We start from the raw sequence: 17,551 nt of genomic DNA, 5'->3' as shown, positions 1-17,551 counted from the left end.
TCCTACCATCCCTTATTAATGTTGATTAAGGCCTCTTCTCCTTTGGAGGGGGGCCTTTTTCTTTACCCACACCTGTTTTCGTGCTGTAGTGCCCATGTGGGCTAAACCGTACATACACAACAGTTGTGGGTAGATGACCAAATTTGTTGCTCAACGCATCACGTTCCGAAACGGCGAACGGCACTCCCTCTTACAGAGGGTCAATGGACTTCCGGTTCAGGAGGTCACCCTATTTCTAGGGAAGTACCGAAACAAGGGACGTGCGGCTAACACGATTCACTTCGTTTGCTGCTGCTTGGCGCTTCTGTATCGTGAGCTAGATGCAGCCGGCGTGAACCTGCTCGAGCGGCTTTTGAGTGGGCAATTCCTTACCGCCCCTGAGTTGGATCGCCTCGTGTCAGCCGCTCGCTATCGGTCCGAGGACCTTGAAATTGAGTCGCCCGACGGCAAATCGAATGTCATCGACATCCGGCGAATTAGCATCCGGAAGAGCCAGAAGCAGGTCGAACGCCAACCGGTCGACGCTCAGACGTGCGCGTCTCGGCTTCGATACATGGCGGACTACCTCTCGTTCATCTCAGGCTACGTAGCAGCCTCGCTACCTCATGGCGACCGGCGGGACCTCGAGGCGGAGTCCACACGTGCCATCACGATGTTCCGGACGCACATTCCAGAGGTGTCCAGGCGCGCAAAGTTGGGCGCGCGGGTGGGGCTCAGTATTGAAGAGCAGAATCGAGTGCTTGCTGTGGTTCACCCGAACTCTCCTGATAACCCATGGGTTCGTGGTTTTGTCCGGCGGCGCAATTGGCTAATCGTTGTCCTTCTTCTTGCCAGCGGTATGCGAAGGGGAGAGCTTCTCGGCCTTCAGATTGGCGATATCCACCCGAATCAGCCAAAGCTGAACATTCTGCGTCGTGCCGATGCCAGTGAAGACCGTCGTCTCCGACAACCGAACACGAAAACCTACGATCGGACTGTGGAGCTTTCACCGTCCGTAATGAGGGCCCTGCAGGCGTACTTGAAGGAACGCCGAGGTATCAAGGCTGCACGGTCTATTCCACAGATCATTGTCTCGGAGGATGGGAATGCGCTATCAATGCAGGCCGTGGACAAGCTCTTCAAGGAGTTGCGAGCTGCGATTCCTGAGCTACCGATGACCCTCACTAGCCACGTGATGCGTCACACCTGGAACGAGCGTTTTTCGGAACAGGCCGAGGCCATGAACCTGCCCGAGGTCGCGGAACAGCGGGCGCGCAACAGCCAGCAGGGCTGGAGCGACAACTCGAAGATCGCGGCCACCTATACGCGTCGGTACACCGATAGAAAGGGCAGGGAACTAGCCCTCAGGCTCCAGGAAGAACTCGATGACAAGCTCCGCGACGACAAATAAGAAGCAAACAGGGGCATTAGCGCGCGCTCTGCCGGAACGTGCTCATACGCGCAGCGGCATCGGATTCAACCCGAACGACGATCTCTGGCACTGGGTCGACGGAGTGTTCCGCATCCGGCTGGACTTTTCCCGGCTAAGCACGGCGGCGACGTTTCCTATTGCTTCGCTCAAGTACACCCTGCACGTCTTTGTGAAGCTTAACGCTCCAACGTACGCGGGGAATCTGTTCAATGCGTTCGTACACTTCCTCGCGCTTCGTGACGGCCAAGCTCCTTTGAAGTCCGTGAGCGTCTCCGAGGTGTCCAACTATGCTGCGCGGCTTCAGGAGCATGAGAAATGGCGGCTCGGGAATCTAAACGTCCTGTTGCAGAAGTGGCATGCGCTGGATCTTCCTGGCGTCGAGGCGGAGTGCGTTCAGTACCTCCGTGAACGTCGCAAGCCGGGCAATGTGAAGGGTGCGGCTGTGCGCCAGCGCGATCCGGTCGATGGGCCTTTCAGCGAGGAGGAGTACATCACCCTCTACAAGGCGGTGGACGCGGCTTACGGGACTGGTGCTATACCGCGTTGGATCATTGTTCTTTTCCGCCTCCTGTTTGCTGCCGGTGGCCGGATTTCTCAGTACGCCTCTCTTAAGTTGAAGGACTTGGAGGGTATCAATGGCAAGTTCATTCTGCGCTTGCCACGCGTGAAGACTGGGCTTGAGCACTCACGCGCGAGCTTTCTCACGTTTGACCTTTCTCCGCAGACCGGTCGCATGGTGACGGAGCACATAGAGAGCCAGCGAATCGCCGGCCGGGGCGCTGACGCCCCGCTTTTTCCAGTTGCCGAAGTCTTGGCCCGAGGTCCAAGAGAACAACTTCGAGGTAAAGATGACATGTTCTATGGGCACTGTACCAGGGACCAGTTGTCCCACACTTTCTCGCGCATTCTCAGCGAGATAGCGCCCGCAACTCCAAGGCTTGATTACGAGGAGATGCCGGTTAGTCCTAAAAGATTCCGGCCGACATTCGGCACTCGGCTCGTCGACGAGGGGGCCAGTAGGACCGTTGTGGCGCACCTTCTGGGGCACGTTGATCTGCAAAACGTCGACGTCTACTTTGAGCAGTCCCCCACCGGCCTTTCGAACATGAACAAGGCGATGGGCCCTAACCTTGCACCGGTTGCTCGCTGCTTTCATGGACGCCTTATCAACGGTGAAGAGCAGGCGACCCAAAAGGACGTGCCGGGTAGCACTATCATTGACTTCAGGGTGTCGACAAAAGGTCTCGCGAGCTGTGCCGGCTCGACTCACTCCTGTGCGTTCGACAAACCGGTCGCGTGCTATACGTGCTTTCGATTTGAGCCGTGGTTGGACGGCCCCCATGAGGCGGTCCTCGCTCGCTTGGAGCAGGAGCGAGAAAAGTGGTCTGCCGACCCCAAGATGGCTACCATCAATGACGCGGCCATCATCGCGGTAAGGGAGGTCATCGCTGAGTGCGCCATGGTGCGGACCCAGCGGGCCGAAGGGAGCACATTGTGAGCGGGACTGTCCTCCATTTCGTCCCACGCGCTGAGCGCGAACCCCAGGAGAACCTTGACGCCTTCGTCGCGCTGTGCCGCCAATCCGAGGTCCTAGGAGCCCGCCTCCAGTTTGACGGGAACGTCTGGGACACTGGGAACCGTAAGGGGCATAACGGCAGGCTTCGAGCAATATTCAGCACCATGGAGGCCGCTAGTCAGGATAAGCCGGACCCCTCAATGCCTCCGCAGTTTCTCGATTTCGCCAAGGCAGTCCTGGTCTACCTGCAGGACAGTCGTCCGGTCACCTCGCAGGCGGTCCGAATCTCCGCGCTGCGGTATCTCGAGGCGTCGCTGCGCGAGTGGGGCAAGGGTTCGCGACCTACGGCGGTCAATGAGGAAGTGCTAGATACGGCAGTCGAACTAGCCCATAAGAACGTTTCCGCTGGCGTCGCGTATAGAGTTGCAGGCCAGCTCAAGATAGTGGCTGATCTGATGGGCTCGAAGGGCTTTATCACCCTCCGACAGCCCTGGGAGCATGGGCTAAAAAAGCCACGCGAACTGGGCTCTAGAATCTCCAAGGAAGCGCTAACAGCGCGACAATCGAAGATGCCCTCCGCCGCTGCATTGCGGGCCCTTGGGGGCATTTTTCAGGACGCGGTTGCAGTGCGTGACGTGCTTGTATCGAGCGGCACTGCTCTCATGACTTGTGCGCCGGAGCGAATCAATGAGGTACTGCGGCTGACCCGGAACTGCGTTGAAAAGGGGGACGGTCGCTTCGCGGGCCACGTAGGGTTGCGATGGGCGGGTTCCAAGGGTGCGAACGATACCATCAAGTGGCTTCCAACCGTGATGGCTTCGGTGGCGGAGCAAGCCGTAGCGAACCTTCTGGCGGTAACTCGGCCTGCTCAAGAGATTGCGGCTTGGTACACCGAGAATCCGACGTCCATATACCTCCATGAAGATGTAGCCCACCTTCGTGGCCGCGAGCTGCTATCGACGACGGAGATTGCGGCGATTCTGTGGGGCGAGGACGCCCTAAGAGTCTCGGCCAACACTTGGGCGCAGAAGACGCACAAGCTGCCGAAGCACCAGCTGGATGCCAGACGTGTCGCCTTCACCTTCAAGGATGTCGAGCAGGCTGTTTTGTCGATGCTACCTGATACGTTTCCCTATGTGCCAGGAGCCCCGCAGTTGCTCTGCAAGGATTCGTTGGTCGTCGTCCGGGTCGACGAAATGCACGTGACGAATAGGACCTGCCGGTGCATGTTTACTTGCGCGGACTACGGCACAATCGCCAGCGCATTGGTGCGGCACGATGGGCGGCCTAGCATCTTTGACCGATTCGGGTACACGGAGGACGACGGCTCTCCTATCGAAATGAACACCCACAGCCTTAGACACTACCTGAACATGCTTGCCCAAATGGGTGGCATGAGCAGCGCCGAAATCGCCTTGTTCTCTGGGCGGAAGGACGCGGCCCAGAACAGAGCCTATGACCACATGACTTCCGATGAGGTTCAAGCCCCCATCAGTGATGCCTTGAGCCAGGGATTCATGGGTGGGTTAGTTGCATGGGAGCCACGCCGGTTGGTGGGCCGCACGCAGTTCTCTGAGCTGGGTGCTACAGCCGCTCACACAACGGACTTTGGGTACTGCCTGCATGACTTCGCCAGCGAACCATGCCAGATGCACCGCGACTGCATAAATTGCGAGGAGCACGAGTGTGTCAAGGGCGAAGCGCACAAAGAGGCGAACCTTCGCGCCAGCAAGGCCGAGACGGAACAACTCCTGGAGGTGGCAAAGCAGGGGCTTACAGATGATGAATACGGGGCTGACTCGTGGGTAGCTCACCAGACGAAGACGCTCGAGCGTATCGACTCACTGCTGTCCATATATGAGGACCCCTCGGTCCCGCGCGGTGCCCAGATTCGGTTGAACGTCATCAATCCTGCCCTCATCACGCAGGAACCAGCATCTCAACCCATCCATTTCGTCCAGACCGCAAAACGGAAATTGTTGTCATGAAGAAAACTCGCGCGCCAGATCTGACTGACGAGCGCATTCAGGCAGTCCTCGCTGCCCTGGACGGCTGGAAGGGCAAGCTCACATGGGACTTGCTCATTGCTGCGGTGAAGGACTCAACTGGCATTGCTTACTCTCGATTTACCTTCTCCGGCTACCCGGAGATCGCCAACGCGTTTGCCTTCAAGAAGGAAGCCCTGAGGGGAACCTGGAGTGGCACGCCTGCCACGCCTCGCGATGAGCGGGTACGAGCGGCATTGGAGCAAGTCGACCGGCTGCAGGGCAAGGTTGACCGACTGACACAGGAGAACCGATTGCTTAAGGAGCAGTTCGTGACTTGGGCGCACAACGCGGAACGCAAAGGGGTGACCATCATGATGCTCAACACGCCGCTGCCGAAACCGGAGCGTGAGCGCTCCAAGCCGCCGAAGTAACGGAAAGTGGCCAGCAGGGGGACGGTCGCTTGCACGAAGTGAAACCGAGCAATAAAAATCGGTCGTAATGCAGAGCGCAAGGGCAGTATGGTGGATATGTTTAACGCCCCGCTCCCAAAGCCGGAACGCGACCGGTTCAAAGGCAGAGAAAACACTTGTAAGCCCTCAAAGTGGCCCGTTGAGGCAAGCTCTATGTCTGGCAGACCGGGCCGAGCAACTGAGCGAATTGCCTGACAATGGCATCCGCGAAGACAAGGCTGGATCTCGTATTATGGGCAAAAGCTGGCGGCCTGATGCCGCTCTCCAAGTCGTTCCCAGGCTCTTATCATGACTGTTGAAAGTGAATTTAGAGTAGTCGATCTCATCACACAATGCCAAATGCCAACTAGCGGAGTTGATGCATTCACGCTATCTGTCATTAAGATGGAGCGGCAGCTTCGAAAGCTCTTCACGTATCTCATCTTCCAATCCCCAGCGTTTGGGCCTGGAGACATTGGACGATTAAGGGAGGTGCTGGGTGCCAGCAGGAACGCGTATTACGAAGGTTTCGAATTAGGCATAAATGCCCTGTATCGTGCATCCGTTGAAGACATGGTAGGGGTGGTATATGGTGAACTTCGGCCAGCTCTTGAAGATGCAAGAGACGTCCGAAATAAAGTCTTTCACGGCCAACTAACTGGTCGCTGTTTGCAACGAGAGGATCTTGCAGAACTGTCGGCCTCCATTCGTCGTTGGTGCTTCAGCCTCGGGGCGGGCGCGCATGCAGAAGTAGGCTATGACGGGTTCGGAAGAAATTCGTTTAGAAAGGGGCCGGTGAAAATCGCTGAAGGATTCAAAGTTCAAATTAATACGTCTGACGAATATCGGGCCTTTATCCGACGTCACGTGAACCGTTAGAACGAACGCAGCCGAACTGATTGCCGGCTGCACTCCGCACCTCCTCCCGACGGTCGAAGCTAAGCCATCAATCCAGCGTATGTCTGGGAGCACGCGTCAACGAAGTTCCTGGAGTGCTCGGACCAGAGCAATCGCAGCAGCTCTATGTCTAGCAGACCGACCGAGCAGCTCAGCAAATTGCTCAACCACGCTACCCGGCTCCTCGATGCCGTCATCGACCCGAACTTGCAAAAAATCGGCAGTTTTTTGCAAATTTTGAGACACGATTTTGAATTGCGCGCGTTCAAACCGGGAAAGCTGGCTGACGTCCACGTTGAGCTCGGACGCCAGTTGTTCTAGGGTTAAGCCGCGCTCTTGTCGACGACGTCGAAGTGTGTCTCCGAGTTGCTTAGCAGCGAGGGCTGACTTGCGATTTGTTTGCATGCTGCTTGCTATTTTGCAAAAAATTTTGCAAAATAGCAAGCATGGCAATCTACGTCGATAATGAGCGCATATCGTGGCGCGGGAAGCTATGGTGTCACCTAGTTGCGGATTCATTGCACGAACTGCATGATTTCGCCCAGAGGCTCGGACTCCGCCGTTCTTGGTTCCAAGAGAGTTCTATTTATCCGCATTACGACGTTACAGTAAGCGTGCGAGAGAAAGCCCTGATGCTTGGTGCCTTGGAGGGCGACCGCGGTACTATCGTGACATGCGCGAAGCAGTTGAAAACCGAGCTTCGCAGAGAAGGAATTTCAGTGTTGCAGTCATAGAAAACTCAGACTGGGGGCCACCGCCGTGTTCAATTCAGACATTTCCGACAAGAACCTAGCTTTGCCGCTTTCTGAATATGAGGCACGCGCCTCGGCGTCGAACCAGTTCAAAGGAACTCCTGAAGCCTTTAATCAACTCAGATACGGTCTTTTCGGAGAAGTCGGTGGGATTCTCGCGGCCATCAAAAAATCCAAACGCGACCTTGGGCCGGCGGAACAGGCTAATGTAACGGAAGAGATCGGCGATGCACTCTGGTATCTGACAACCGTCGGCATTGAATGCCAACACAGCCTGAACGACCTAGGGCTTACCGCCCTAGATGAACTTCAGCGACGCCTCGAAGTGAATCACAATAGGCCAACAGGCAATGTAACGTTTGCTGAGTTCGATGGCCTAATAGCATTCTGTCAGAATAAGCTGGCCTCAGACACGCGAACTGAAACGCTGTGTGGACTTGGTGCACATTGCGGCCAATTGATGGCGATAACAAGTGTAGGAGATCTCGCAAGTCATTCAAGCCTCGAGCTGCTTGGCTCGCTGCTCGCAGATATGGTCCTTGTCTGCGCCCAATTTAAGCTCTCAATCGCCCAGGTCGCCAAAGAAAATCTGGATAAGTTCGAATCAAGGTGGCCACGAGAGGGAACCGCACATCATGCGCTGTTCGATGATTCATACTCGGAGCTAGAACAACTGCCGCGTAGTTTCACGATGCGGTTTATTGAGCTGCACGGGGTTGATGGCGTTCCTTATGTTGTCCAGCAGATGAACCGTGTAAATATCGGTGATCGCCTGACAGACAACCGCACGGAACCGGACGGTTATCGGTTCCACGATGTATTCCATTTGGCCTACATCGCTCACTTAGGTTGGTCGCCAGTCGTGCGCGGGCTCCTGAAGCTGAAGCGCAAAAGCAACCCGGAGGTCGATCGCGACGAAGACGGCGCTCGAGCGATGATTATCGAAGAAGGCATTGCCACGTGGATTTTCAATCACGCATATCGCCATCGGTACTTTACTGATACCGCACCTGGTAAGCTGGACTATGGCGTGCTGAAGCAGGTTCGCGAGATGGTGAAGGGCTACGAAGTTTACGCATGCCCGTTATGGCAGTGGGAAAAGGCCATCCTTGATGGGTTCAAGGTTTTCCGTGAGCTTTGTGCAGCGGGAGGCGGCGAAGTGACTGTGGATATGGAAGCACACTCCATCATCTTCTCTCCTATACGGGAAGAGGAGAAGCCTGCCCTGCTGCTCGTTGTGCCGAAGAAGAAGATGGTGGTCGGTGCCGTACCTCCCGACTTTGATTAAAGAAGAAGTATGACTCCTCGTTCATTTGTTTCTGCGCTATCCGAAATCGAAATGGAAGGCGTATTCAATCCCTACAGGAACCGATGCGAGGTTCATGACCTTGCGGACGCACCTGCCGTACGCCGTAGAAACCTTCGCAACTATCTGAGCGTCATCGAAGAGCTCGGCGTTGACACTATTTGGATGGGCCGCGATCTCGGTTATCGAGGGGGGCGACGTACAGGATTGGCGTTGACAGACGAGCAACGGCTCGACGACGTTGCGCTAACCTACCCGGGCGCAGCCGCCAATAAAGCGACTAGAGGGCCCGTCGTCGCGGAGAGGACTGCCGCTGAGATTTGGGCAATCTTGGCGCGTCTGGAACGATGTCCGCTATTGTGGAATGTATTTCCGTTCCATCCGCATGAAGCCAACGATGCGCTGACCAACCGGAAATTTACCGCTAGAGAGTTAGCCTCTGTATCTGAACTGAATGATGCACTGTTCAAGTGGCTAAATATACGCAGAATCATCTGTATCGGGCAGGATGCTGCCACGTACGCCAAAGCATTCGGTGTAAGCGTTGAGTGCGTGCGTCATCCAAGTTACGGTGGCGTCACGGACTTTCGTAGAGGCATGCGGGAAATTTATGGAGCCAGCTTGCTACCATCTATTTCCACGGCACAGTCCACATTATTTTGATCCGGTCAGACCCAAAACTTGTTGGGCTTGTCCTATGCCACCCCAAGTAGTGGCATCGAGCACGGCATGTGACGAGAGGCAAGTGAGTGTCCCGACTTTCAGTTCGGCCTCTTTCGCAACAAAGGAAAGAAGTTGGGCTAGGCCCAAAAGATTCCCGAGTGCTCGAGCGCAGTAATGATGTGACCGATACATCGCGGAGAGGTGAACAGCATAGCCGTCCACCTCTTTGACACGTTTGAAACTAAGATGCGAGAGGCAGGGCATCCCCATCCATCGACGGCCGTCTACGGCCGCGTTATACGTCGGCACATCGCCTCCGAAATGATCATCAAGGGCCAAGTCCACGGCTGGGTCTGCAACCCCAAGTTCATAAGCGGATGCAAATGACGAGACCGATCCGCCTTGCTTCTTCGGTTGTCCGTCTTGGCGTAGTCGGTTAACAAGCATATCCAAAGGGTTGATTGACGCCTTTCCCTTCACAGAGGGTCTTTCAATCATCCTCGATGCATAAGTACCCCAAGTGCCATGTTTCTTTCCGCGCTTGAGCATGGTTTTGTACTTGTCGTAGAAGTCGGGGCGGCCATAACGCTCATAGAGGTCCAACGGAAAGATGGTGCCTGCAACCGTACGGAGGGTCAGGTCTACTGCCCCCAGAGCAACGTCTACTCGCTGCATTATTGCCCGGTCCTCAGCCGTTATCGCTAGCGGTTCGCTGATTTCGAGCACGAGATTCATCGCCGTATGATTCGGAGCGGATTCGAGATGCTTTGCGGCAGCCAACCATGTAGGCACTAGCCGGGATTGCTTGTCAAAGAGAATGGCCATATCGTTCTTTTATACCGAAAATCCCTCATGCATGTGCAGCTGAAGATGTCTTTCTGGCACCCAAGCATGCCCCTGATTACCCCATGCGGCTCCCCAGGAGTTCCGGAGATAAATATGCGTTTCGTTGGTCATGCGATGTTTCCCGACTCCCACGGCGACCATCGCGTGGAACTGGTTTGGAATGACATATGGGTCAAACTGGACAATACCATCTCCCGGGTAAAATAACGACTTCGTGACCGCCATCACTACGCCCACTGCCCGCCCTTGACGGATCAACGCGGTAACGTCGGAGAGTGTCAACGCACGCGTGTTTGAGGGGCTTCGATAAAGCGGCGTCAACCCGCTCGGCGGAGTTTGAAGCGGCGCATCTAGCGAATCCGGACGGTAAGGGTAGATGTATTCTTCGGGCTGTCCAGGGCTCGCGACTGCCGTAAATACTTGGTCTACGGTAAAACCGTCGCTAGGTTCCCAGCTTGCCTCCGCCTTAGCGGCATAATGGCATAGAAATTCCACGCTTAGAGGCGCAGTCGCATTGGCGAACGCATTCAAATCGGAAGTCGTGAACACCAAGCATGTTGGCCGCCGACCTTGACTGCGTGGTGGGCCGAGGCGCTCAGAGTGATTCACTTCAACTTCAATCATTCGATGCTCCGAATGCTATTCAGCCGACGAGCGCGCTCAGGTCTCGACAACCCGCCGCTGACGTCGTCGAATTCGGCACTGAAACCAAGTAGATCTTGAATTTCGGATTCCTGGGACCAGGGTGCGGTTTCATGAAGCGAGATTGTTGAACGCCTGTTATCGTCAATCGTGTGATGGCCGCTGAAGTCGACTGTTGATATCAGTTCATATCTCATCATCGTGCCCGCGCCCAGTCTCCCCACCCGAATCGGCAGGTTTTCGCGCCCGAACACTACGCGTGCATCTTGCACAAACGGTTCGAGCGTATATCCCTCACAACGCAACTCGTCGACGGTCCACAAGTGACCTGCGGCGGCATGATTGGGCAAATCAACGACAAAACGGTCGTTTGACGCTGGTTCGATAATCCGATCTTTGTCGGTCTTATCGAGAATCCAGACGTCGCCGGGCACTTTCGATGACACGTCGTCGATGTTCAAAGCAGCAAGCTTCAAGGACTTTGGTTGCTGCTTAAGTGTGCGAGTTGCTGAGGCTGGAGACAGCAATCCGAGGCGTACTAGCGACCAGGCCATCGCTTCGAAGCTAGTCCCCAGACGAAGAGATAGCTGATAGACGTTCGCGGGATCGTTCAGGTGTTCTTTCGACCATCCTTTCATTCTCATGATGGTAATGACGAGCCAGCGAGGTGCAAGAAGTGAATATGCAAATTGATTCGCCTGCTGTTCCACTAGGGCTGCGTTGATCCCGATGTCCACTGTCTCGTCGGTGTTGCTCTCATGTCCCAGAAAGTAGTGGCCGAGCTCATGCGCGCATGTCATATGCACTAGCCCGCGTGGGCGTAATACATTGACTAATATTCCTGCTTCACCTTCCTCTCGAAGAAAACCTCCCAGAAGCTTTTCCAACGGTCGGAACATTACTGTTACGTCGGCCTCGCTGGCTAACTGCGCCGGGTCAACTCGCGTATACCCATCTTTGATGCGGTCCTTTGCGCGGAATTCATCGAGAACCTCAGCGGCCCGGCGTCCAGCTTGCAGCAAGTCGTCACGTGCCATTACGAGCCTCGTCGTTTCGATCTTCCAGAGCTACGCAGGAATTCGGCGAACCGACCTAGCTCTTCGAAGTCTCGGTCACTTAGCCCGTGGGTCGCCCGCGCGAGAAAGACAACACGAGTATCCTGAACGTTCGATTCCCCAGTGAGAAAGAACTGCGCCGTCTTACCGTACAACTGGCTCAGCTTGTCCAATTCAACGGCCTCGACTTTACGCGTACCGGCTTCTATGTTCGTAACTGCGGGTCTTGAGATTCCCAAAGCGGTGGAAACATCCTCTTGCGACAGACCGACATACTCACGAGCTTCGCGCAGGCGTTGAGCGAGGAGCAACCTTTGTTCATCAACTGGGCCTGGGGTGCCTTGACTCATTTTTTCTTGGCCTGGAGGTACGAAATGACTTTGCCGGACAGCCCGTCAACGAATTCCTCCCTCGTTTTGTAGCCTCCGGCTTGAATAACGCTGTTCGGGAGTTCGGTACCCACAACCTTGTCGAGTGTTGCCAATACTTCGACGGCGGTCATGGATTCTATCGGCTCAAGCAACTCATTCACTGTGCTTGGCCCACCCGCTTCGGGTATCAGGGCGTGTTCGTCCCAGAACTCTTCCAACGCCGCTTTAATCTGTTTCTCTAGGTCCGTCATGGTGTCCTCGAAGTGCCTGTTAGTGTACGAAAATCGTACATTCAAGGCTGCATTTTGTCAAAATGCAGCGCAACGCGGTTCGCGCGGGACAGGGAGAGAGTTCTCGCGCCCGCACGATCAGCTTCAAGAGGAAGCGCCCCGAGAACGAAGACTCGTGGACGCGTCGCAAATCCTCGACGTCTTCTACAGCGAAGAAGAAGCTTAGGCCGTGGGTCCTGCGACGCGCGAGCCTGTGGGATGGTCAATCTCTGAGGCACGAACGCAAAACGTTCAATCTTGCTCGTCCAGCATGGCGCATACTACTATCGGGATGCTTACGCCGCCCATCTGCGGGCTCAATCATGGAAAAAACTGTTACTGCTATGTCCCGTACCAAAGTTATTGCTCGGTACTCGAGGATCGGCCCATACTCATCCTCCGAGAATAAGAAACGCGCGGATGCCCCTAAATTGGCCGGCGAAGCGGCATCGCGCACGGGACGCCTGCCCGTTCGTATCAAAGTTCTTGAGGTTGAGGTTCCAGCAGATAATCCCTACGACATTGGCATCGAAAAGACCTTGGAGGCGTTGCGACGGTCTGGGGTGCTCACCAAGAGCGGAAAGCTGGGGAAACTCTTTCGTTGACGAGCCTTCGGGCTAGTACCCAAATAGTTTCTTGTGGTGCTGAAACGCCTTCTTTAAGGCTGCGTTTGGCGGAGGCGGGTCGAGCAATGACTGCGCAAGCACCTCTTGACCCTCTTTAGACAGAAAAATTACGTCATTTGTGGGCACCGCCGCCTCAACGGCTCGTATTAGCGCCTGAGCGACAAACTCTTCCAAAGTCTTGTCCTCCAGTGCTGCAGCGCGTTCCAGAAGGGCGAGGAGTGCTGGCGTTATCTCAATTCTGAGTTGATCCGATCTAAGCATGTTGAACCTCTCGAGGTCGGGACCGGTCCCGCAGTGTGAGTTTAGTGGGTCGCTCAACAGAGGTCATCTGCTGCGGGTGTCGCCAACTGTTCCACGGGGCGCGACTGCGAGTATTCTTCCGTTGGTTCGCATCGGATGATGAGGAAAATGGAGATGCAGCAGGTGGGTCGGCGAAGGAGCATGAAGATCATGGATATTTTGGGAGAGGATGGTGCGGGTTCTGACGAGCAAGGAGGCCTCGGTCAAGCCTTCGTTGCTGCGGCGAATCCAAAACTGGCCTACACCGCCAGGTGGAAGAGTCCGTTTGGGCGACGCGATGTCACCAATCCGAAATCGGCCGAGGAGGGCGCGTCTGAGAGGTCCGATCGGGACGTTGGGGCTAAGTTGCTGTAACGCACCTCTAAGCTGACGCGCGCCGCGCAGTTTGGAGGTTGCCGAGGCGGCAGTGAGAGTCGCGCTGGTTGCATCTTCGCTGGTTGTTTGGCTTTTGTGAGAGGTGGCGGGGCGTATGGCAAATGGACCTGTTGATCCATGATCCGTCGCTAGGGTTTGCTTCTCTGAATCCAGTTTTCAACATCGTCTACCTACAAAACCGGGGCTGCGGCGCGAACTGGCCAAAAATTCGACTTTGCTTAGATTGGTTAGCAGTAAGCACGCCTTCCTCATAGGATGGCGGGTTTTTTTCGCGTTGGGCGTCGAATCTATTTGGTCGGTGTATCCGCGCCATTGGAGGCGGCCGTTCCGCTCAGCGCTTAACGTCCACTCATTCAGCCCTGAAACGCTTTTGGGTGGAGCTTGAGTCCGGCCTTTTCAATTTGTGCGGATGAGAGCTTCAGCCCTCGTAGCAAAGACCTGTCGCGCACACTCGTCAGAAAATCGCGATATGTCCCTGGCTTCGTCTCTTTGATGCGCCTCTGTAGTTGCGTATACGCGGTATAGACATCGAGCAGGTGGTCGGAACGGTAAATGTTCGGTGTGGCCGGCGCTCTGTCGAGGTTGATGATGTGGTTGATGTCGCTGTCTGAAAGTTCACGGGTTTGTTGGAACCCAGCGTAGATTTGGGCTAGCGGCTGGTACTGAATGCCGGACTGGATACCTGGGATATTTGCGACGCGGTCCATTCGCAGCATGATGTAGCGTTTTGCAGATGCCATGGCTTTCTCCCGGTTGGACGCATGAGCTGCTTGGACATTCCCGCCGGAGCCTCCGCCAGTTCCACCATCGCCTTCGCCTTCCTCCTGCGTGAAGTCGCGTGTTGTGAAGTCGGGGATACCACGAAGGAGCGATTTGTCGGTGATCATGTAATGGGTACACGTAGGTCCGAATGGGTATTCTTTTCCAGTCGCCTCATCCAGAAGGATAGTCGCCGTGTTGGTTCTGAAACCGTGTTGCCGTCCGTTATCCGCAATGCGCGTGCATTGCGTTCCCGGGTCAACGAAGTCGATTCGGATTGGAATGTATGCCATGTGGTCCCTATTGAACTTTTCAGTGTGAGCAGGCCAGGTTCGTTATTCCCTGGGAGGGTAATCCACAGCGGCGCTTCGATGGAGGATTACCCATTGCGTAAGTGTTTCATGCGTCTAGGTGCGGATCGGACTGATCCCCCTCTTTGCCCGGTAGTCTGCGGCTGATCCCGATCGTGCCAGCTGACGTGCGGATTGAAGTGCCTAGAGGCACTTCAACGTACACCCAATCAATGCACTAACATACGTGGCCGTGAATGGCGGTAGCCATACCGCTTGCCAGTCAATGCCCGCATCGCGCCTTCCGTGTGGGGCCAGTTCAGTAGAGATTAAATGATTACAGGCACCATCAAGTCGCAGGTTGACCGCATCTGGGATGCTTTCTGGAGCGGCGGTATCTCCAACCCTTTGGAAGTCATCGAGCAGATGACCTACCTGCTGTTCATCAAGCGGCTGGACGAAATCCACAGCGTGCGCGAGAAAAAGGCAGCGCGACTGGGCAAGCCCATAGAAGAGCCGGTTTTCAGCCCTGAGCAGCAGAACCTGCGTTGGTCGGTGTTCAAGCAACTAGGTGACGCAGCCACGCTCTACGACTTGGTTGCCAACCAAGTCTTCCCGTTCATCAAGACCTTGGGTGAGGCCGATTCCACATATGCCACGCACATGAAGGATGCGCGTTTCACCATCCCCTCGCCCGCGCTGCTGGCCAAGGTGGTGGACATGCTGGACGCCATTCCCATGGATGATCGCGACACCAAGGGGGATCTCTACGAATACATGCTGGGCAAGATCGCCAGCGCGGGGCAGAACGGCCAGTTTCGTACGCCGCGTCACATCATCAAACTGATGGTGGAGATGATGGCTCCCAAGCCTGCCGACACCATCTGCGATCCGGCCTGCGGCACGGCGGGCTTTTTGGTGGCTGCAGCAGAGTACCTGCAGCACCATCACCGCAACGAGATCTATACCGACCAGGCGAGCGCCAAGCGCTTCAACCACGATACCTTCCATGGTTTCGACTTCGACAGCACCATGCTGCGCGTGGGCAGCATGAATATGTTGCTGCACGGGGTGGAAAACCCCGCCATCGAAAACCGTGATAGCTTGAGCGAAAGCCACGCCGGGGTAGAGGGTCAGTTCAGCCTGATCCTGGCCAATCCGCCCTTTGCTGGCAGTCTGGATTACGAAAGCACGGCGCAGGACTTGCAGCGCATGGTCAAGACCAAGAAGACTGAGTTGCTGTTCTTGGCTTTGTTCCTTCGCCTGCTCAAGCCAGGGGGGCGAGCGGCGGTGATCGTGCCTGATGGCGTGCTGTTTGGCTCCAGCAAGGCGCACAAGACCCTTCGCCAGATGCTGGTTGAAGAGCAGAAGCTCGACGCCATCATCTCTATGCCATCGGGTGTGTTCCGCCCTTACGCGGGTGTGAGCACGGCCGTCATGCTATTCACCAAGACCAACTCCGGTGGCACTGACAGGGTGTGGTTCTACGATATGCGGGCCGACGGCTATTCGCTGGATGACAAGCGTAACGAGCTGGATCATGCCAAGCACGAGAACGACAACCTGCCAGATATCCTGAGCCGCTGGCAGAACCAGTCTAGGGAGGCGGGGCGCGAACGCACCGAACAAAGCTTCCTGGTACCCAAGGATGAGATTGCTGCCAATGACTATGACCTGAGCATCAACCGCTATAAGCAGGTGGTTCATGAGGTGATCGAGTATGAATCACCGGCGAAGCTCATTTCAGACCTCAAGGCGCTCGAGACGGAAATTGCTAAGGGGACGGCGGAGTTGGAGGAGTGGCTTAGATGAGCGCTGTAGTTACTCGTCGCGTAGGGGACTTATGCGAGCAACTTCGTGGGGTGTCGTACTCCAAGAGCGATGCGACTCTGTCCAATCAAGCAGGCTACAAGGCAATTCTTCGAGCCAACAATATTACGAAGCATGGATTGACGTTCGATGATTTGGTGTATGTGCCCGACGCGTGCATAAGCGAACGCCAGTTTTTAAAAGCTGGAGACGTTGTTATCGCTGCATCTAGCGGAAGCTTAGATGTGGTTGGCAAGGCAGCTCGCGTCGAGAATGATCTGGCTGCAGGATTCGGAGCGTTTTGCAAGGTGTTGCGACCAAATTCACTAGTCGATGCCGGATATTTTGCTCATTTTTTTCAAACATCAAGTTATCGGAGAAAAATTTCTTCATTGGCCGCTGGAGCCAATATAAACAATCTGCGAAATGAACATCTAGATAATCTCGAAATTCGAGTTCCTTCTCTACCTGAACAACGTCGCATTGCCGACGTCCTCGACAAGGCAGATGCTCTGCGCGCGCAGCGCCGTGCCGCAATTACCAAGCTGGATGAACTGCTGCAATCGGTGTTTATCGAGATGTTTGGCGATCCGGTGACGAACCCAAGAGGTTGGGCCATTGGCTCCCTTAATGCGCATGGCTCCTTTAAGAATGGGCTCAATTTCGGCAAAGGCGAAAGCGGCGCGACTGTTCGCTATGTGGGCGTGGGGGATTTCCAATCCAAGGCTGCCTTAGATGATTTCAGCAGTCTTGCGTTCATTGAACTCAATGACCTGCCTGCGGAAGATTATTTTCTTCATGATAGCGATCTGCTCTTTGTTCGATCCAACGGAAACCGAGAACTAGTAGGTCGCTGCATGGCGGTTTACCCAGGAATGGAGAAAGTTACCTACAGTGGTTTTTGCATCCGTTACCGGATTGCTGACGTCTCCCTGCAGTCGACTTACGTTGCCCATTTGTTCCGCTCTGTACCATTCCGCCGCCTTATTTTTCAAGGGGGGCAAGGAGCGAATATCCAAAATATCAATCAACAGATTCTTTCGGGTTTGCCGATTCCGATTCCCGATGAAGGGCTACAAAGGCAATTCGCCGCCATTGTCGAAAAAATCGGAGCCCAAAAACAGATCATGCATCGCGCCGCCGAGAAGTCCAACGCCTTATTCGCCAGCCTGCAACATCTCGCTTTCTCTGGCAAACTCTGACATATCGAGTTACCAATACAGGTCC

The 17,551-nt window shown here is 55.3% G+C and carries 20 protein-coding genes; 12 read left to right on the top strand and 8 right to left on the bottom strand.

Going from position 1 to position 17,551, the window contains the following annotated elements:
• Window positions 1-331 precede the first annotated feature (331 nt).
• From AXYL_RS31500 to AXYL_RS34990, 5 genes are all read left to right on the top strand, one after another.
• Complete coding sequence (locus AXYL_RS31500; RefSeq protein WP_237709960.1) at window positions 332-1,390, top strand: tyrosine-type recombinase/integrase; 1,059 nt, start codon at window positions 332-334, stop codon at window positions 1,388-1,390.
• On the top strand, window positions 1,365-2,909 hold the full coding sequence (locus AXYL_RS31495) for a site-specific integrase (protein ID WP_013396945.1): 1,545 nt from the start codon (window positions 1,365-1,367) through the stop codon (window positions 2,907-2,909). The genes AXYL_RS31500 and AXYL_RS31495 overlap by 26 nt, the downstream gene beginning before the upstream one ends.
• A complete protein-coding gene (locus AXYL_RS31490; RefSeq protein ID WP_013396944.1) occupies window positions 2,906-4,915 on the top strand; it encodes a hypothetical protein in 2,010 nt (669 codons plus the stop codon). Before AXYL_RS31495 ends, AXYL_RS31490 begins: the two co-directional genes overlap by 4 nt.
• On the top strand, window positions 4,912-5,346 hold the full coding sequence (locus AXYL_RS31485) for a hypothetical protein (protein WP_013396943.1): 435 nt from the start codon (window positions 4,912-4,914) through the stop codon (window positions 5,344-5,346). The genes AXYL_RS31490 and AXYL_RS31485 overlap by 4 nt, the downstream gene beginning before the upstream one ends.
• Window positions 5,347-5,673: 327 nt before the next feature.
• Complete coding sequence (locus tag AXYL_RS34990; protein WP_148260651.1) at window positions 5,674-6,243, top strand: hypothetical protein; 570 nt, start codon at window positions 5,674-5,676, stop codon at window positions 6,241-6,243.
• A gap of 96 nt (window positions 6,244-6,339) precedes the next feature.
• On the opposite strand, the gene AXYL_RS34550 is transcribed toward AXYL_RS34990, so the two are convergent.
• Window positions 6,340-6,666 carry a helix-turn-helix domain-containing protein gene (locus AXYL_RS34550; protein ID WP_158307675.1) on the bottom strand — a complete coding sequence of 109 codons (327 nt, stop codon included), beginning with the start codon at window positions 6,664-6,666 and terminating at the stop codon, window positions 6,340-6,342.
• Between the two features lie 41 nt (window positions 6,667-6,707).
• Here AXYL_RS34550 and AXYL_RS34545 point away from each other — a divergent pair, with 41 nt between their 5' ends.
• From AXYL_RS34545 to AXYL_RS34540, 3 genes are read left to right on the top strand one after another with little or no spacing between them, the layout of a single operon-like run.
• Window positions 6,708-6,995, top strand: coding sequence for a DUF4031 domain-containing protein (locus AXYL_RS34545; RefSeq protein ID WP_013396941.1), 288 nt, complete (start codon window positions 6,708-6,710; stop codon window positions 6,993-6,995).
• Window positions 6,996-7,020: 25 nt separating this feature from the next.
• Window positions 7,021-8,301, top strand: coding sequence for a nucleoside triphosphate pyrophosphohydrolase family protein (locus AXYL_RS35235; RefSeq protein WP_013396940.1), 1,281 nt, complete (start codon window positions 7,021-7,023; stop codon window positions 8,299-8,301).
• A gap of 9 nt (window positions 8,302-8,310) precedes the next feature.
• Complete coding sequence (locus tag AXYL_RS34540; RefSeq protein WP_013396939.1) at window positions 8,311-8,982, top strand: uracil-DNA glycosylase; 672 nt, start codon at window positions 8,311-8,313, stop codon at window positions 8,980-8,982.
• On the opposite strand, the gene AXYL_RS34985 is transcribed toward AXYL_RS34540, so the two are convergent.
• The 5 genes from AXYL_RS34985 to AXYL_RS31460 form a co-directional block, all read right to left on the bottom strand.
• Complete coding sequence (locus AXYL_RS34985) at window positions 8,974-9,717, bottom strand: hypothetical protein (RefSeq protein WP_148260650.1); 744 nt, start codon at window positions 9,715-9,717, stop codon at window positions 8,974-8,976. The genes AXYL_RS34540 and AXYL_RS34985 overlap by 9 nt on opposite strands.
• 99 nt (window positions 9,718-9,816) lie before the next feature.
• Window positions 9,817-10,452 carry a C1 family peptidase gene (locus AXYL_RS34535; protein ID WP_013396937.1) on the bottom strand — a complete coding sequence of 212 codons (636 nt, stop codon included), beginning with the start codon at window positions 10,450-10,452 and terminating at the stop codon, window positions 9,817-9,819.
• Window positions 10,449-11,507, bottom strand: a complete 1,059-nt coding sequence (locus AXYL_RS34140; protein WP_013396936.1) for an ImmA/IrrE family metallo-endopeptidase — start codon at window positions 11,505-11,507, stop codon at window positions 10,449-10,451. The genes AXYL_RS34535 and AXYL_RS34140 overlap by 4 nt, the downstream gene beginning before the upstream one ends.
• On the bottom strand, window positions 11,507-11,875 hold the full coding sequence (locus AXYL_RS35485; RefSeq protein ID WP_080551127.1) for a helix-turn-helix domain-containing protein: 369 nt from the start codon (window positions 11,873-11,875) through the stop codon (window positions 11,507-11,509). Before AXYL_RS35485 ends, AXYL_RS34140 begins: the two co-directional genes overlap by 1 nt.
• The gene (locus AXYL_RS31460) at window positions 11,872-12,147 is read right to left on the bottom strand and encodes a hypothetical protein (RefSeq protein WP_013396935.1); all 276 of its coding nucleotides are present in this window, start codon (window positions 12,145-12,147) and stop codon (window positions 11,872-11,874) included. The genes AXYL_RS35485 and AXYL_RS31460 overlap by 4 nt, the downstream gene beginning before the upstream one ends.
• Before the next feature lie 341 nt (window positions 12,148-12,488).
• Between AXYL_RS31460 and AXYL_RS34980 the strand changes: the two genes are divergently transcribed.
• On the top strand, window positions 12,489-12,770 hold the full coding sequence (locus tag AXYL_RS34980) for a hypothetical protein (RefSeq protein WP_148260649.1): 282 nt from the start codon (window positions 12,489-12,491) through the stop codon (window positions 12,768-12,770).
• A 12-nt stretch (window positions 12,771-12,782) separates the two neighbouring features.
• Here the strand turns inward: AXYL_RS34980 and AXYL_RS31455 are convergent, their stop codons facing one another.
• Window positions 12,783-13,109, bottom strand: coding sequence for a DUF1778 domain-containing protein (locus tag AXYL_RS31455; protein ID WP_049797884.1), 327 nt, complete (start codon window positions 13,107-13,109; stop codon window positions 12,783-12,785).
• Window positions 13,110-13,232: 123 nt separating this feature from the next.
• Between AXYL_RS31455 and AXYL_RS31450 the strand changes: the two genes are divergently transcribed.
• On the top strand, window positions 13,233-13,445 hold the full coding sequence (locus AXYL_RS31450) for a hypothetical protein (protein ID WP_148260648.1): 213 nt from the start codon (window positions 13,233-13,235) through the stop codon (window positions 13,443-13,445).
• 374 nt (window positions 13,446-13,819) lie between these two features.
• Here the strand turns inward: AXYL_RS31450 and AXYL_RS31445 are convergent, their stop codons facing one another.
• Window positions 13,820-14,353: a hypothetical protein gene (locus tag AXYL_RS31445; RefSeq protein WP_041654575.1), complete on the bottom strand. Its 534-nt coding sequence runs from the start codon at window positions 14,351-14,353 to the stop codon at window positions 13,820-13,822.
• Window positions 14,354-14,848: 495 nt separating this feature from the next.
• Between AXYL_RS31445 and AXYL_RS31440 the strand changes: the two genes are divergently transcribed.
• Together AXYL_RS31440 and AXYL_RS34525 are read left to right on the top strand one after the other, a co-directional pair.
• Complete coding sequence (locus AXYL_RS31440) at window positions 14,849-16,327, top strand: type I restriction-modification system subunit M (protein WP_013396931.1); 1,479 nt, start codon at window positions 14,849-14,851, stop codon at window positions 16,325-16,327.
• A complete protein-coding gene (locus AXYL_RS34525; RefSeq protein ID WP_013396930.1) occupies window positions 16,324-17,526 on the top strand; it encodes a restriction endonuclease subunit S in 1,203 nt (400 codons plus the stop codon). The genes AXYL_RS31440 and AXYL_RS34525 overlap by 4 nt, the downstream gene beginning before the upstream one ends.
• Window positions 17,527-17,551: the final 25 nt, after the last annotated feature.

Origin of the sequence: Achromobacter xylosoxidans A8 (genome assembly GCF_000165835.1) — a bacterium.
Taxonomy (GTDB): Bacteria; Pseudomonadota; Gammaproteobacteria; order Burkholderiales; family Burkholderiaceae_B; genus Achromobacter; species Achromobacter xylosoxidans_B.
Note: the sequence above shows the minus strand (reverse complement) of the source record. Positions and strands in the feature narration are given on the sequence as shown.

What these genes read in the sequence shown, in the direction of transcription:
- AXYL_RS31495 (WP_013396945.1), top strand. Translation starts at nt 1,365, where the DNA reads ATGACAAGCTCCGCGACGACAAATAAGAAGCAAACAGGGGCATTAGCG.
- AXYL_RS31485 (WP_013396943.1), top strand. Translation starts at nt 4,912, where the DNA reads ATGAAGAAAACTCGCGCGCCAGATCTGACTGACGAGCGCATTCAGGCA.
- AXYL_RS34990 (WP_148260651.1), top strand. Translation starts at nt 5,674, where the DNA reads ATGACTGTTGAAAGTGAATTTAGAGTAGTCGATCTCATCACACAATGC.
- AXYL_RS34550 (WP_158307675.1), bottom strand. Translation starts at nt 6,666, where the DNA reads ATGCAAACAAATCGCAAGTCAGCCCTCGCTGCTAAGCAACTCGGAGAC.
- AXYL_RS34545 (WP_013396941.1), top strand. Translation starts at nt 6,708, where the DNA reads ATGGCAATCTACGTCGATAATGAGCGCATATCGTGGCGCGGGAAGCTA.
- AXYL_RS34540 (WP_013396939.1), top strand. Translation starts at nt 8,311, where the DNA reads ATGACTCCTCGTTCATTTGTTTCTGCGCTATCCGAAATCGAAATGGAA.
- AXYL_RS34985 (WP_148260650.1), bottom strand. Translation starts at nt 9,717, where the DNA reads ATGAATCTCGTGCTCGAAATCAGCGAACCGCTAGCGATAACGGCTGAG.
- AXYL_RS34535 (WP_013396937.1), bottom strand. Translation starts at nt 10,452, where the DNA reads ATGATTGAAGTTGAAGTGAATCACTCTGAGCGCCTCGGCCCACCACGC.
- AXYL_RS34140 (WP_013396936.1), bottom strand. Translation starts at nt 11,507, where the DNA reads ATGGCACGTGACGACTTGCTGCAAGCTGGACGCCGGGCCGCTGAGGTT.
- AXYL_RS35485 (WP_080551127.1), bottom strand. Translation starts at nt 11,875, where the DNA reads ATGAGTCAAGGCACCCCAGGCCCAGTTGATGAACAAAGGTTGCTCCTC.
- AXYL_RS31460 (WP_013396935.1), bottom strand. Translation starts at nt 12,147, where the DNA reads ATGACGGACCTAGAGAAACAGATTAAAGCGGCGTTGGAAGAGTTCTGG.
- AXYL_RS34980 (WP_148260649.1), top strand. Translation starts at nt 12,489, where the DNA reads ATGGAAAAAACTGTTACTGCTATGTCCCGTACCAAAGTTATTGCTCGG.
- AXYL_RS31450 (WP_148260648.1), top strand. Translation starts at nt 13,233, where the DNA reads ATGAAGATCATGGATATTTTGGGAGAGGATGGTGCGGGTTCTGACGAG.
- AXYL_RS31445 (WP_041654575.1), bottom strand. Translation starts at nt 14,353, where the DNA reads ATGATCACCGACAAATCGCTCCTTCGTGGTATCCCCGACTTCACAACA.
- AXYL_RS31440 (WP_013396931.1), top strand. Translation starts at nt 14,849, where the DNA reads ATGATTACAGGCACCATCAAGTCGCAGGTTGACCGCATCTGGGATGCT.
- AXYL_RS34525 (WP_013396930.1), top strand. Translation starts at nt 16,324, where the DNA reads ATGAGCGCTGTAGTTACTCGTCGCGTAGGGGACTTATGCGAGCAACTT.